The organism is Serratia sp. CY82433 (genome assembly GCF_052166535.1).
GTDB lineage: Bacteria > Pseudomonadota > Gammaproteobacteria > Enterobacterales > Enterobacteriaceae > Serratia > Serratia sarumanii.
In genome coordinates, this window is sequence record NZ_JBJNOR010000003.1 from 1 (window position 1) to 12,386 (window position 12,386).

At 61.6% G+C, this 12,386-nt stretch carries 9 protein-coding genes, 1 tRNA gene and 2 rRNA genes; 7 read left to right on the plus strand and 5 right to left on the minus strand.

Annotation, left to right across the window (positions count from 1 at the left end; all coding sequences use genetic code 11):
* Positions 1-127: 127 nt before the first annotated feature.
* From rrf (ACJ8PI_RS16305) to aceK, 7 genes are all read left to right on the plus strand, one after another.
* Positions 128-243: ribosomal RNA gene (gene rrf / locus ACJ8PI_RS16305) — 5S ribosomal RNA — on the plus strand.
* A gap of 14 nt (positions 244-257) precedes the next feature.
* Positions 258-333, plus strand: a tRNA-Thr gene (locus ACJ8PI_RS16310).
* A gap of 45 nt (positions 334-378) precedes the next feature.
* Positions 379-494, plus strand: a 5S ribosomal RNA gene (gene rrf, locus ACJ8PI_RS16315).
* Between the two features lie 200 nt (positions 495-694).
* Entirely contained in the window at positions 695-1,624 is a 930-nt protein-coding gene (gene metA, locus ACJ8PI_RS16320; protein WP_033654730.1) for a homoserine O-acetyltransferase MetA, read from the plus strand.
* Positions 1,625-1,998: 374 nt separating this feature from the next.
* Positions 1,999-3,597, plus strand: coding sequence for a malate synthase A (gene aceB / locus ACJ8PI_RS16325; RefSeq protein ID WP_041036926.1), 1,599 nt, complete (start codon positions 1,999-2,001; stop codon positions 3,595-3,597).
* Positions 3,598-3,638: 41 nt separating this feature from the next.
* Entirely contained in the window at positions 3,639-4,946 is a 1,308-nt protein-coding gene (aceA, locus tag ACJ8PI_RS16330) for an isocitrate lyase (RefSeq protein ID WP_004936630.1), read from the plus strand.
* A 69-nt stretch (positions 4,947-5,015) separates the two neighbouring features.
* Positions 5,016-6,770 carry a bifunctional isocitrate dehydrogenase kinase/phosphatase gene (gene aceK / locus ACJ8PI_RS16335; protein ID WP_033649688.1) on the plus strand — a complete coding sequence of 585 codons (1,755 nt, stop codon included), beginning with the start codon at positions 5,016-5,018 and terminating at the stop codon, positions 6,768-6,770.
* A 1-nt stretch (position 6,771) separates the two neighbouring features.
* Here aceK and ACJ8PI_RS16340 read toward each other — a convergent pair whose 3' ends face one another.
* The 5 genes from ACJ8PI_RS16340 to iclR form a co-directional block, all read right to left on the minus strand.
* The gene (locus ACJ8PI_RS16340; protein WP_033649689.1) at positions 6,772-7,413 is read right to left on the minus strand and encodes a bifunctional 4-hydroxy-2-oxoglutarate aldolase/2-dehydro-3-deoxy-phosphogluconate aldolase; all 642 of its coding nucleotides are present in this window, start codon (positions 7,411-7,413) and stop codon (positions 6,772-6,774) included.
* A gap of 54 nt (positions 7,414-7,467) precedes the next feature.
* Entirely contained in the window at positions 7,468-9,282 is a 1,815-nt protein-coding gene (gene edd / locus ACJ8PI_RS16345; RefSeq protein WP_041036924.1) for a phosphogluconate dehydratase, read from the minus strand.
* 98 nt (positions 9,283-9,380) lie between these two features.
* The gene (gntU, locus tag ACJ8PI_RS16350) at positions 9,381-10,718 is read right to left on the minus strand and encodes a gluconate transporter (RefSeq protein WP_033649721.1); all 1,338 of its coding nucleotides are present in this window, start codon (positions 10,716-10,718) and stop codon (positions 9,381-9,383) included.
* Positions 10,715-11,254, minus strand: a complete 540-nt coding sequence (gntK, locus tag ACJ8PI_RS16355; protein ID WP_049195314.1) for a gluconokinase — start codon at positions 11,252-11,254, stop codon at positions 10,715-10,717. The genes gntU and gntK overlap by 4 nt, the downstream gene beginning before the upstream one ends.
* A gap of 253 nt (positions 11,255-11,507) precedes the next feature.
* Positions 11,508-12,338, minus strand: coding sequence for a glyoxylate bypass operon transcriptional repressor IclR (gene iclR, locus ACJ8PI_RS16360; protein WP_004936648.1), 831 nt, complete (start codon positions 12,336-12,338; stop codon positions 11,508-11,510).
* Between the last annotated feature and the right edge of the window lie 48 nt (positions 12,339-12,386).

Genomic DNA, 12,386 nt, shown 5'->3' on the forward strand with positions numbered 1-12,386 from the left:
AATGATCCGTGAGGCTTAACCTTACAACACCGAAGGTGTTTTAGAGACGAAGATATTTTCAGCGAAGTTCCGAGATTGGTTCTGATGGCGACACGAGAGTGAAGCGGTTGGAATGAAACAGAATTTGCCTGGCGGCAATAGCGCGGTGGTCCCACCTGACCCCATGCCGAACTCAGAAGTGAAACGCCGTAGCGCCGATGGTAGTGTGGGGTCTCCCCATGCGAGAGTAGGACACTGCCAGGCATCAAATTAAGCGTGCTGATATGGCTCAGTTGGTAGAGCGCACCCTTGGTAAGGGTGAGGTCCCCAGTTCGACTCTGGGTATCAGCACCACTTTATTTAAAGTGGGTTTAGAAGTTCGGCAGAAAAAAGAATTTGCTTGGCGGCAATAGCGCGGTGGTCCCACCTGACCCCATGCCGAACTCAGAAGTGAAACGCCGTAGCGCCGATGGTAGTGTGGGGTCTCCCCATGCGAGAGTAGGACACTGCCAAGCATCAAATAAGCCAAGAGGCCATCCGAAAGGATGGCCTTTTTGCTTTTCAGTCCTTTTACTCTCTCTACTCATATCTTGGCGCAGATCGCGCAATGAAACATTTTCACCTTTCCGCTGAATGCTCGACAGCGACGGAAAAAAACGCTATCTTCGGGCATCTAGAAGTCTAAACGTATAAATGGATGTGTGAGGGTTAAGCAATGCCGATTCGTGTTCCTGATGAGTTACCTGCGGTCAATTTCTTGCGCGGTGAGAATGTCTTCGTGATGACATCCTCGCGGGCAAAAACACAGGAAATCAGGCCACTGAAAGTGCTGATCCTCAACCTGATGCCAAAGAAGATCGAAACGGAAAACCAGTTTCTGCGCCTGCTGTCCAACTCGCCGCTGCAGATTGATATCCAGTTGCTGCGTATCGACAGCCGCGAATCGAAGAACACGCCGGCCGAGCATCTGAATAACTTCTACTGCGACTTCGAGGATATCCAGAACGAGAACTTCGATGGTTTGATCGTCACCGGCGCGCCGCTGGGGCTGGTCGATTTCTGCGATGTTGCCTACTGGCCGCAGATCGAACGGGTGATCGACTGGGCCAAGCACCACGTTACCTCCACGCTGTTCGTGTGCTGGGCGGTACAGGCGGCGTTGAATATTCTGTATGGCATTCCCAAGATGACGCGCGAAGTGAAGCTCTCCGGCGTTTACCCGCACCAAACGCTACAGCAGCATGCGTTGCTGACGCGCGGCTTCGACGAAAGTTTCCTGGCGCCGCATTCACGCTATGCCGATTTCCCGACTGAGGTGATTCGCCAATATACCGACCTGGATATTCTGGCCGAATCCGAACAGGCGGGCGCCTACCTGTTCGCCAGCAGGGATAAGCGCCTGGCGTTCGTCACCGGCCATCCGGAGTATGATGCGCTGACCCTGGCGGGGGAGTATTGTCGCGACCACGAAGCTGGCCTCGATCCCGCCGTTCCGCTCAACTACTTCCCCGATGACAACCCCGCACTGACACCGAAAGCCACCTGGCGCAGCCATGGCCATCTGCTGTTTTCCAACTGGCTCAACTATTACGTCTACCAGATCACGCCGTACGATCTGCGTCATATGAATCCGACGCTCGACTGATCTTTTCTGCCTGCCGGCGGCTGAATCGAGGCCGCCGCTCCGTTGATTCTCTGCAAGATCCTCTTTTTATCCGTCACTTCTCCAGTAAATTCTTTGTTCAACAAGGCGTTAGTGCGTCTTCATCAATTTACTGGAAGCGATTTCCTTACCTGTCATTATTGTTATCTTATCTAACCAATTGATAATAAAGCGTTAATAAAATATTTAATAATAAAATGGAAATGGTTTTTGATTTTTATTTTTTGTTGAGTATTCTTAGAGCTATCGGGATGAGATCTGACCAGTTGAGGATCGTTTCATCCGCCCTGATCCACAGTGATTTCTGATGAAAATGCGCCGGTCGCGCGGGCGCAACGATGGGAAGGAGCAAGGTCATGACGCAACAGATAGCAGGCACGGAGTTAAGGTTTACGCAGGGTTTCGCCGCAGCGGAGCGCCAGGTGTTGACCGATGAAGCGGTTGAATTCCTGGCGGAACTGGTGGGGAAATTCACGCCGCGGCGCAACGAGCTGCTGGCGGCGCGTGTCCGCTGGCAGCAAAATATCGATCGCGGCGAACTGCCGGGGTTTGTTTCGGAAACCACTTCCATTCGTGAAGGTGACTGGCAGATCCGCGGCATTCCGCAAGATCTGCGTGACCGCCGGGTCGAGATCACCGGGCCGGTCGAGCGCAAGATGGTGATCAATGCGCTTAACGCCAACGTAAAAGTGTTTATGGCGGACTTCGAAGACTCGCTGGCGCCAAGCTGGGACAAAGTCATCGACGGCCAAATCAACCTGCACGATGCGGTTAACGGCACCATTTCCTACACCAATGAAGCCGGCAAAATCTACCAGCTGAAACCGAACCCGGCGGTATTGATCGCTCGCGTGCGCGGCCTGCATCTGCCGGAGAAGCACGTACTGTGGCGTGATGAAGCCATTCCCGGCGGCCTGTTCGATTTCGCGCTGTACTTCTACCACAACTATCGCCAACTGTTGGCCAAGGGCAGCGGCCCGTATTTCTACCTGCCGAAAACCCAGTCTTGGGAAGAAGCGGCCTGGTGGAGCGATGTCTTCAGCTTTACCGAGGATCGTTTCGATCTGCCGCGCGGCACCATCAAAGCGACCGTGCTGATCGAAACCCTGCCGGCGGTGTTCCAGATGGACGAAATCCTCTACCACCTGCGCGATCACATCGTGGGTCTGAACTGCGGCCGCTGGGATTACATCTTCAGCTACATCAAAACGCTGAAGAATCACGGCGATCGCGTGCTGCCGGATCGTCAGTCGGTGACCATGGAGAAACCTTTCCTCAGCGCCTATTCGCGCCTGCTGATCAAAACCTGTCATAAGCGCGGCGCGTTCGCCATGGGCGGCATGGCGGCGTTTATCCCGAGCAAAGACGCCGAGAAAAACGCCTGGGTGCTGAACAAGGTACGGGCGGACAAAGAGCTGGAGGCCAGCAACGGCCACGACGGCACCTGGGTGGCGCACCCGGGGCTGGCGGACACGGTGATGGAAGTGTTCGGCAAAGCGCTGGGCGATCGCCAAAACCAGCTGGAGGTGCTGCGTGAGCAAGACGCGCCGATCAGCGCCGCACAGCTGCTGGAACCGTGCGACGGCGAGCGTACCGAAGCGGGGATGCGCGCCAATATTCGCGTGGCGGTGCAGTACATCGAAGCCTGGATCTCCGGCAACGGCTGCGTGCCGATTTACGGTTTGATGGAAGATGCGGCCACGGCGGAAATCTCCCGTACGTCTATCTGGCAGTGGATCCACCACGAGAAGAGCCTGAGCGACGGGCGCCCGGTCACCAAGGCGCTGTTCCGCCAGATGCTGCAAGAAGAGATGTTGGTGGTGCGTGAAGAAGTGGGGGAAGCGCGCTTTAACGCCGGCCGGTACGAAGAGGCGGCGCGCCTGATGGAGCGCATCACCACGCAAGATGAGTTAATCGATTTCCTGACGCTGCCCGGCTATGAGCTGCTGGCCTGAATTTTCCCAATCAACCCTACACGACTGAAAGGATAAAAATTATGTCTACCTCTCGCTCTCAACAGATTCAGCAGCTGGAACAGGAATGGAAATCGGCCCGTTGGGAAGGCATCACCCGCCCTTACAGCGCCGAAGACGTGATCAACCTGCGCGGTTCGGTCAACCCGGAATGCACTCTGGCGCAAAACGGTGCCGCCAAACTGTGGGCGTTGCTGAACGGCAAGGCGCGCAAAGGCTACGTGAACTGCCTGGGCGCGCTCACCGGCGGCCAGGCGCTGCAGCAGGCCAAGGCCGGCGTCGAGGCTATCTACCTGTCCGGTTGGCAGGTGGCGGCGGACGCCAACAGCGCGGCGGCCATGTACCCTGACCAGTCGCTGTATCCGGTGGACTCGGTGCCGAAGGTGGTCGAGCGCATCAATAATACCTTCCGTCGCGCCGATCAGATCCAATGGGCGAACCAGATTGAGCCGGGCAGCAAAGGCTATACCGATTACTTCCTGCCGATCGTCGCCGATGCGGAAGCCGGCTTCGGCGGCGTGCTGAACGCCTTCGAGCTGATGAAAGCGATGATCACCGCCGGCGCCGCCGGGGTGCACTTTGAAGATCAGCTGGCGGCGGTGAAGAAATGCGGCCATATGGGCGGCAAAGTGCTGGTGCCGACGCAGGAAGCGATTCAGAAGCTGGTCGCCGCGCGCCTGGCGGCCGACGTGCTCGGCGTGCCGACGCTGGTGATCGCCCGCACCGACGCCGATGCGGCCGACCTGCTGACCTCCGATTGCGATCCGTATGACAGCGCCTTCGTCACCGGCGAGCGCACGGCGGAAGGCTTCTTCCGCACCCATGCGGGCGTCGAGCAGGCGATCAGCCGCGGCCTGGCTTACGCCCCCTATGCAGATATGGTGTGGTGCGAAACCTCAACGCCGGATCTGGATGCTGCTCAGCGCTTCGCCGACGCCATCCACGCCAAATACCCGGGCAAGCTGCTGGCCTACAACTGCTCGCCGTCGTTCAACTGGAAAAAGAACCTCGACGACCAGACCATCGCCCGCTTCCAGCAGGCGCTGTCGGACATGGGCTACAAGTATCAGTTCATTACGCTGGCGGGCATCCACAGCATGTGGTTCAACATGTTCGACCTGGCGCACGCCTATGCGCAGGGCGAGGGCATGAAACACTACGTCGAGAAGGTGCAGCAGGCGGAGTTCGCCGCGGTGGATCGCGGTTACACCTTCGCGTCGCACCAGCAAGAGGTGGGCACCGGCTACTTCGACAAGGTCACCACCATTATTCAGGGCGGCGCTTCTTCGGTCACTGCGCTGACCGGTTCGACGGAAGAACAGCAGTTCTGATGCGGCAAGCTTGAAGACGTTTCATCCGAAGCCTGCATGCGCAGGCTTCTTTTTCTGGCGGGGGTAAGGATGGCGGCAAAACTGGAGTTATTGATCGCACAGACGATCCTGCAGGGCTTCGATGCGCAGTACGGTCGCTTTCTGGAAGTGACCGCCGGCGCGCAGCAGCGCTTCGAGCAGGCGGACTGGCCGGCGGTGCAGCGGGCGATGAAAAAGCGCATCCATCTGTATGACCATCACGTCGGCCTGGTGGTGGAGCAGCTCAAATGCATCACCGGGCAGAAATACTTCGACGCCGACTTCCCCAGCCGGGTCAAAGCGGTCTATATCGACCTGCTGCCGGACTACCCGCGCTTCGAGATCGCCGAAAGCTTCTTTAACTCGGTCTACTGCCGGCTGTTCAAGCACCGCGATCTGACGCCGGACAAGCTGTTCGTCTTCAGTTCGCAGCCGGAGCGGCGCTTTCGCGACATTCCGCGTCCGCTGGCGCGCGATTTCACCCCCAATGGCGATCTGCCGGCGATGCTGCGCAGCGTGCTGAGCGATCTGCCGCTGCGGCTGCCGTGGGAGGATTTGACGCGCGATATTCACTACATCACTCAGGCGCTGCAACGCGCCTTCAGCGCACAGCAGCTGGCGGGGGCAACCTTCCAGATCGCCAACGAACTGTTCTACCGCAACAAGGCCGCCTGGCTGGTCGGCAAGCTGCGTCTGGCCGACGGCGTTTATCCGTTCTTGCTGCCTATCCACCACAGCGAGTCGGGCGCGCTGTTTATCGACGCCTGCCTGACCGGTAAGGCCGAGGCCAGCATCGTCTTCGGCTTCGCCCGATCTTATTTCATGGTCTATGCGCCGCTGCCGGCGGCGATGGTGGAGTGGCTGCGCGAGATCCTGCCGGGCAAGACCACCGCCGAGCTGTACATGGCGATCGGCTGCCAGAAGCACGGCAAAACCGAATGCTATCGCGAATACCTGACCTTTATGGCGCAGTCGCAGGAGCAGTTCATTATCGCGCCGGGGGTGAAGGGCATGGTGATGCTGGTGTTCACCCTGCCATCCTTCGATCGGGTGTTTAAAGTGATTAAAGACGAATTCGCCCCGCAAAAAGAGGTGACGCAGGCGCAGGTGATGGCCTGCTATCAGCTGGTGAAAGAGCATGACCGCGTCGGGCGCATGGCGGATACCCAGGAGTACGAGAATTTCGTCGTCGACAAGGCGCGCCTCAGCCCGGCGCTGTTGGCGGAGCTGCAGCGTGAAGTGCCGGGCAAGCTGGAAGATCTCGGCGATCGCATCGTGATCAAACATCTGTATATGGAACGGCGCATGACGCCGCTGAACCTGTATCTGGAGCAGGCCAACGACCAGCAGATGCGCGATGCGATCGAAGAGTACGGCAATGCCATCAAGCAGCTGGCCGCCGCCAATATCTTCCCCGGCGACATGCTGTTCAAGAACTTCGGCGTGACGCGCCACGGGCGGGTGGTGTTCTACGACTACGACGAAATTTGCTACATGACCGAGGTCAACTTCCGCGACATTCCGCCGCCGCGCTATCCGGAGGACGAGCTGGCCAGCGAGCCGTGGTACAGCATCGCGCCCAACGACGTGTTCCCGGAGGAGTTCCGCCACTTCCTGTGCGGCGATCGGCGCATTCGGCAGGTGTTTGAAGAATTGCACAGCGATCTGTTTACCGCGGAGTATTGGCGCGGGTTACAGCAGCGCATCCGCGAGGGGCACGTGGAAGACGTGTTCGCTTACCGCAAGAAGCAGCGGTTCAGCCAGCGCAGCGGGGCGGCGCTGCCGGCCGCCACCGCTGCGATGTAAATCAGGCCTGGGCGCCCGCGACGGCGGCGCGCGCCAGTTCGGTGATGCGCGCGTAGTCGCCGCTTTCCAGCGCGTCCGCCGGCACCAGCCAGGAGCCGCCGATGCACAGCACGCTTTTCAGCGCCAGATAGCTGCGGTAGTTGTCCGGCGAGATGCCGCCGGTCGGGCAGAAGCGCACCTGCGGGAACGGGCCGCCGATCGCCTGCAGCGCTTTTACGCCGCCGTTGGCTTCCGCCGGGAAGAATTTAAACTCGCGCAGGCCGTAATCCATGCCCAGCATCAGTTCGGAAACGGTGCTGATGCCCGGAATAAGCGGAATGGACCCGGCGGTGGCCGCCTTGAGCAGCTCGTCGGTCAGCCCCGGGCTGATGGCGAACTGCGCGCCGGCCTCGGTCACTTCACGCAGCTGCTGCGGATTGATCACGGTACCGGCGCCGATGATCGCTTCCGGCACTTCTTGGGCGATGGCGCGAATGGCGTCCATGGCGCAGGCGGTGCGCAGCGTCACTTCCAACACCCGCACGCCGCCGGCGACCAGCGCTTTCGCCAACGGCACCGCATGTTCCAGCTTGTTGATCACGATCACCGGCACCACCGGCCCCGCCGTCAGGATCTGCTCGGCGCTTGTTTTCCACTTGTTCATGATGACGTTCTCCTTTGTGGCCACCGCCAGGCGGCGATGCGGCCAGGCTATCGATTAAAATGTGATGCAGCAGGCGCCCTGCTCGGCGCCGGACAGCTGGCTGCGCAGTGCGCCGAACAGCTCGCGGCCGCAGCCGATGTGTTCTGCGCTCAGATCGGGTTGGCACGGCGTGCGCTGGGCCAGTTCGTCGGCGTCGACCAGCACCTGCAGCTCGCCGCTGCGGCCGTTGACGCGGATCGGATCGCCGTCGCGCACTTTCGCCAGCAGGCCGCCGGTATAGGCTTCCGGGGTGACGTGGATGGCGGAAGGCACCTTGCCGGAGGCGCCTGACAGGCGGCCGTCGGTCACCAGCGCCACTTTGAAGCCGCGATCCATCAGCACGCCCAGCGGCGGCATCAGTTTGTGCAGCTCCGGCATGCCGTTGGCCTGCGGCCCCTGGAAGCGCACTACCACCACGCAATCGCGATCCAGCTTGCCGGCTTCAAACGCCGGCACGATGTCGTGCTGGCTGTCGAACACCACCGCCGGGGCTTCAATGATCTGATTGTCGGCGGGCACCGCCGAGGTTTTCATCACCGCGCGCCCCAGATTGCCGGCCATCACTTTGGTGCCGCCGTGATGCTCAAACGGCTGAGCGACGCTGGCGATTACGCTGGCGTCGAGCGAACCGGCTACGCCTTCGCGCCACACCAGCTGGCCATTATCCAGCCACGGTTCCTGGGTGTAGCGGTGCAGGCCGAAACCGGCCACGGTGTGCACGTCTTCGTGCAACAGCCCGTGTTGCAACAGCTCACGCACCACCAGCGGCACGCCGCCGGCGGCCTGGAACTGGTTGATGTCGGCCGGGCCGTTCGGGTAGATGCGACACAGCAGCGGCACCGCCTCCGACAGCTCCGAGAAATCGTCCCAGGTGATGATGATGCCCGCTGCGCGCGCCATCGCCACCAGATGCATGGTCAGGTTGGTGGAGCCGCCGGTGGCCAGCAGCGAGACGATGCCGTTCACCACCACTTTCTCGTCCACCAGGCGGCCGATCGGCAGGTAGTTGCCGGCGGTGTCGGTCAGTCGCGTCACCTGGCGCGCAGCGGCGTCGTTCAGCGCGTCGCGCAGCGGCGTATCCGGATGCACGAAAGAGGCGCCCGGCAGGTGCAGGCCCATCACTTCCATCACCATCTGGTTGGTGTTGGCGGTGCCGTAGAAGGTGCAGGTGCCGATGCCGTGATAGGAGGCGGCCTCGGCTTCCAGCAGCGCCAGACGATCGGCCTTGCCCTCGGCGTACAGCTGGCGCACGCGCACCTTTTCCTTGTTCGGCAGGCCGCTGCTCATCGGGCCGGCCGGCACGAACAGCGCGGGCAGGTGGCCGAAGGAGAGGGCGGCCATCACCAGCCCGGGCACGATCTTGTCGCAGATGCCAAGGAACAGCGCGCCGTCGAACATATTGTGCGACAGGCCGACGGCGGCCGACATGGCGATCACGTCACGGCTCATCAGCGACAGCTCCATGCCGTCCTGCCCCTGCGTCACGCCGTCGCACATCGCCGGCACGCCGCCGGCCACCTGGCCCACGGCGCCCACCGCCTTCAGCGCCTGCTTCAGCCGCTGCGGGTAGTGTTCGTACGGCTGGTGGGCCGACAGCATGTCGTTGTAGGCGGTGATGATGGCGATATCGCTGCGCACCATGTTTTTCAGCGCCGTCTTGTCATCGGGCTGACAGGCGGCGAAGCCGTGGGCCAGGTTGCCGCAGGCCAGCTGCGCGCGGTGGACGGTTTGGGAACGGGCCGCCTCGATGCGCGCCAGATAGGCGGCGCGGCTGGCCTGGGAACGGTGGATGATGCGCTGCGTGACACGGGACAAGGTTGGGTTAATCATGCCTTCCTCACATTGCTGTTGTTATAGTCGCCGCCTGTGGCGGTGCCCCCGGGGATGATTTGCAGCCCTGGTGTGCAAGGCCGGGGGCGATTTAGGATTTAAAACATCGTGAATGCAATCATGCCGATAGCGCCGCCGACGCTGCCCAGAATCGTTTCCATCACCGTCCAGGTTTTCAGCGTTTGCAGTTCGTTGGCGCCGGTGAATTTGCCGAACAGCCAGAAACCGGCGTCGTTGACGTGGCTCAGCACGATGGAGCCGCCGGCGATGCAGATAGCCAGCGCGGCCAGCTGCCCGCCGTTCAGCCCGAGCTGGCTGGTGACCGGCAGCACCAGGCCGACGGTGGTCAGACAGGCGACGGTGGCCGAGCCCTGAATCACCCGCACCATGGCGGAGAGCGCGAAGGCGGCCACGGCGATCGGCAGGCCGGCGCCGATCATCGCGTCACCCAGCGCCGGCCCTACGCCGGAATCCACCAGGATCTGTTTGAACACCCCGCCGGCGCCGGTCATCAGCAGGATGATCCCGGCCGGTTGCACCGCGGCGGAGCAGATGGCCAGCGTCTGTTCGTTGCTCATGCCGCGCGGCTTCGCCAGGCCGTAAATCACGATCAGGCAGGCCAGCAGAATGGCGGTGAACGGGTGGCCGATAAACTCCAGCCACTGCTGCAGCTGCGAGCCGGGGGTGACCAGCCGCGCGCCGATGGTCTTCATGCCGACCAGCACCAGCGGGCACAGCACCAGCGCCAGGCTGAAGCCGAACGACGGCAAATTGCCCTTGGTCAACGTCGGCTCGTTCTCTTCCGGTGGCATCGGCCAGTTGACGAAGCGGCTGATAAAGCTGCCGTACAGCGGGCCGGCGATCAGCATGCCGATCACCGCCGCCACCAGGCCGATGGCGATCATCCAGCCGAAGTCGGCCTTCATCTGCGAAGCCAGCAGCATCGGCACCGGCCCCGGCAGCAGGAAGGACGCCGCGGCGGCCACACCGGCGAACAGCGGAATGGCCAGCTTGACGATATTGCCGTCGGTGCGGCGCGCCACGGCGAACACGATGCCGATCAGCAGCACCACCGCCACGTCGAAGAACAGCGGCAGCGCGCAGATCAGGCCGGCGATGCCGAGCGCGTAGTGCGCCTTGCTTTGTCCGAATCGTTTCAGCAATTGCGCCGCAATTTGATCGAGCGCGCCGACCTCATGCAGGATCTTGCCGAACATCGCCCCGAGCGCCACCACGATCGCCAGGAAGCCCAGCGTGTCGCCCATGCCTTTTTGCATGGTGTCGGCAATATGGTCCAGCGGCATGCCGGAGAAGATGCCGGCGGCGATGGACACCAGCATCAGCGCGACGAAGGCGTGCATGCGCGCCTTCATCACCAGGAATAACAGCAGTAAAACCGAGCCGACTGCGGTACCGACCAGCGTTACGGTACTCACGCGCACACGTCCTGCGGCCGGAAGCTCTGGATATGGCGCACGGTATCGGCGATCACCGCGTCCAGCGGCTGGTTGATGTCGATCGCCATCACGTCGTTCTCGTCGGCGCCGGGCTGCTCCAGCGCGGCGAACTGGGTGACCAGCATCTGCGGTTTGAAGAAGTGACCGTTACGCGCCGCCAGGCGGGATTCGATCACCGGGAACTCGCCGTGCAGATAGATGAACGACAGGTTGCCGTTGCCGGCGCGCAGGCGGTCGCGATACTGCTTTTTCAGCGCCGAGCAGACGATGATCGACACGTTGTTGGTGCGCTGCATGGCGAAGGCGGCGTCGTTGAGCGCGGCCAGCCACGGGGCGCGATCGTCGTCGTTCAACGCTTCGCCGGCGGCCATCTTCAGGATGTTGCTGCGCGGATGCAGGAAGTCGCCGTCGAGGAAGCCGGCGGAGAGTTGGCGGGCCGCGGCGGCGGCGACGGCGGACTTGCCGCTGCCGGAAACGCCCATAACGACGTAAATGCGATTTTGATTGTTGGTCATGGCTTGGCTCCAAAACACCGGGTGACGTTACCTTCGTTCAGCTTGTTTGTTACCGGTAACATGTTATCGGTAACATTGTCGAAGGAAGTTAGAGCGGTTGCAATGGGCTTTCGCCGTGAGGATCGCTAACTGTGATCGGCTTCAAGCTTTTTTCCCGTGCGCTACACAGGATGCCGATAGCCTGTTACATGCTGACAACAGAGCAAGGAATCAGGAGAGAGGGCGCGCAGGGGCGCCCCTCGGAGGGGTGGGATCAGCGCACGCCGCCGTAGGCCAGGCTGATCTCTTTCGCCGCGTGGATCACCAGCGCCCCCAGCTCGATCACGCGATCGTCGGTGATGCGCGACACCGGGCCGGAGATGGAGATGGCGGCGAAGGCTTCGCGGTGCTCGTCGAAGATGCAGGCCGCCACGCAGCGCAGGCCGAGCGCGTGCTCTTCGTCGTCAAAGGAGAAGCCCTGTTTGCGGATCTGCGCCAGCCCCTCTTTCAGGTTGTGCGGCGTCAGGGTGTGCGGTGTGTAGGTGTGCATGCCTTTCTTGTGCAGCAGTTTGGTCACCTGATCGTCCGGCAGGGTGGCGAGGAACGCCTTGCCGGCGCCGGAGGCGTGCATCGGCAGTTTGCCGCCGATCGGCGCCGACATGCGCATCAGCGCCGTACACTGCACCTGATCGATGATGATCGCCTGGTACTCGCTGGTATCCAGCACCGCCAGGTTGACGGTTTCGCCGGACTCTTCCATCAGGCGGCGCAGCGTCGGGTGCACCATCGCCAGCAGGTTGCGGCTTTGCAGGAAGCTGCTGCCGACCACAAAGGCGTGCGAGCCGATGGTCCACAGGCCGAGATCGCCGACCTGGCGCACGAATCCCTGCTGCTGCATGGTGGTGAGCAGGCGGTGAGTGGTGGAGTTCGGCAGGCCGGCCTGCTGGGCCAGATCGGTCAGCGCCACGTTGCCCTGGGCTTCCGAAATGTACTCCAACAGCTTCAGGCCACGGGTCAATGATTGTACCTGACCGGTCGCCGCACTGGCGGCCGGGGCTGCTGCGCGGGGCTTCTTGCCGCGTTTGGCGGGAGCAGGGGTGGCCATGGGTGAGATTCCTTTTTCCGTATGATGGAATTCATTTTCGTTTTTTGT

Excerpts from the sequence above, each read along its gene's own strand:
- metA (WP_033654730.1), top strand. The coding sequence starts at position 695 with ATGCCGATTCGTGTTCCTGATGAGTTACCTGCGGTCAATTTCTTGCGC.
- aceB (WP_041036926.1), top strand. The coding sequence starts at position 1,999 with ATGACGCAACAGATAGCAGGCACGGAGTTAAGGTTTACGCAGGGTTTC.
- aceA (WP_004936630.1), top strand. The coding sequence starts at position 3,639 with ATGTCTACCTCTCGCTCTCAACAGATTCAGCAGCTGGAACAGGAATGG.
- aceK (WP_033649688.1), top strand. The coding sequence starts at position 5,016 with ATGGCGGCAAAACTGGAGTTATTGATCGCACAGACGATCCTGCAGGGC.
- ACJ8PI_RS16340 (WP_033649689.1), bottom strand. The coding sequence starts at position 7,413 with ATGAACAAGTGGAAAACAAGCGCCGAGCAGATCCTGACGGCGGGGCCG.
- edd (WP_041036924.1), bottom strand. The coding sequence starts at position 9,282 with ATGATTAACCCAACCTTGTCCCGTGTCACGCAGCGCATCATCCACCGT.
- gntK (WP_049195314.1), bottom strand. The coding sequence starts at position 11,254 with ATGACCAACAATCAAAATCGCATTTACGTCGTTATGGGCGTTTCCGGC.
- iclR (WP_004936648.1), bottom strand. The coding sequence starts at position 12,338 with ATGGCCACCCCTGCTCCCGCCAAACGCGGCAAGAAGCCCCGCGCAGCA.